This is a genomic window from Methylobacterium sp. CCH5-D2 (assembly GCF_001556475.1).
In the GTDB taxonomy this organism is placed as follows: domain Bacteria; phylum Pseudomonadota; class Alphaproteobacteria; order Rhizobiales; family Beijerinckiaceae; genus Methylobacterium; species Methylobacterium hispanicum.
This window is the reverse complement of record NZ_LSIX01000273.1, coordinates 1-1,157: the sequence shown is the minus strand read 5'-3', so window position 1 is coordinate 1,157 and position 1,157 is coordinate 1. Positions and strand designations below refer to the sequence as shown.

General features: G+C 77.5%; 1 protein-coding gene. It reads right to left on the bottom strand.

Annotated features, from left to right (window positions below; all coding sequences use genetic code 11):
- Positions 1-1,157: transglycosylase domain-containing protein (locus AX737_RS07485; RefSeq protein WP_197430485.1), on the bottom strand; the 1,157-nt coding region annotated here is incomplete at both ends.

The following is a 1,157-nucleotide window of genomic DNA, read 5'->3' as shown; positions in this document are numbered from 1 at the left end:
GGCCCGACCGCCTCCAGCAGCTCGACCGCGGGCACGTTCAGGGAGAGCTGGAGCGCGCGCCGTGCCGTCACGGTGCCCTGGTAGGTCAGGTCGAAATTCTCCGGCGCGTAGGTCGCGGCGAAGCGTGCCGGCCGGTCCTCCAGCAGGGTCTCGGGATGGGCGAGGCCGTTCTCGAAGGCCAGTGCGTAGATGAAGGGCTTGAGCGCCGAGCCCGGCGAGCGGAGGGCCAGCGTCATGTCGATGGCGCCGCGCCGGGAGGCGTCCAGGTAGCCGGGGCTGCCGACCTGGGCCAGCACCGCGCCGGTGCGGTTGTCGAGCACCAGGATCGCCGCCGACAGGCCGGGACCCGCGGCCGCCGCGCGCTCGCTGGCCAGCGCCTCCAGGCTCGCCTGGAGCCGCCCGTCGAGGCTGAGCCGGATCACCGGGCTCGCCGGATCGGCCGCGACCGCCGCCTCGGCCGCGTGGGCGGCCCGCATGGGGAAGGGGCGGCGCTCGGTCGGCACCGGCTCGGCCTTGGCGGCGCGCGCCTCGCCCCGGGTGATCACGCCGCGGGCGGCGGCGATGTCGAGCACCCGGTCGCGGGCGCGGCGGGCGCGCTCGGGATGGCGGTCGGGCCGACGCGCCTCGGGGGCCTGCGGCAGGGCGACGAGGAGGGCCGCCTCGGCCGTGGAGAGCCGGGCCGGCTCGCGGCCGAGATAGGCGAGCGCGGCCGCGCGCACGCCCTCGACGGGTCCGCCGTAGGGCGCGAGCGCTAGGTAGGCGTCGAGCACGCCGGCCTTGCCGAGGCTCGATTCGAGCTCGCGGGCGCGGCGGATCTGGCGGAGTTTCGCCGACAGCGAGCGCTCGGGCCGCGGCTCCACCAGGCGGGCCACCTGCATCGCGAGGGTCGAGCCGCCCGAGACGATGCGCCCGTGCCGCAGCCACTGCCAGCCGGCCCGGATCAGGGCGGCCGGATCGACGCCCGCGTGCTCGGCGAAGCGCCGGTCCTCGTAGGCCGTGAGCATGGCAAGGAAGCGCGGATCGACGCCCGCGGCGGCCACCGGCAGGCGCCAGCGCCCGTCCGCGGTGGCGAAGGGGCGCAGGAGCTGGCCCGCGCGGTCGGTGACGATGGTGGAGCGGAGGTTGGCCGGAGCGAGATCGAGGGGCGGGAGGGGGGC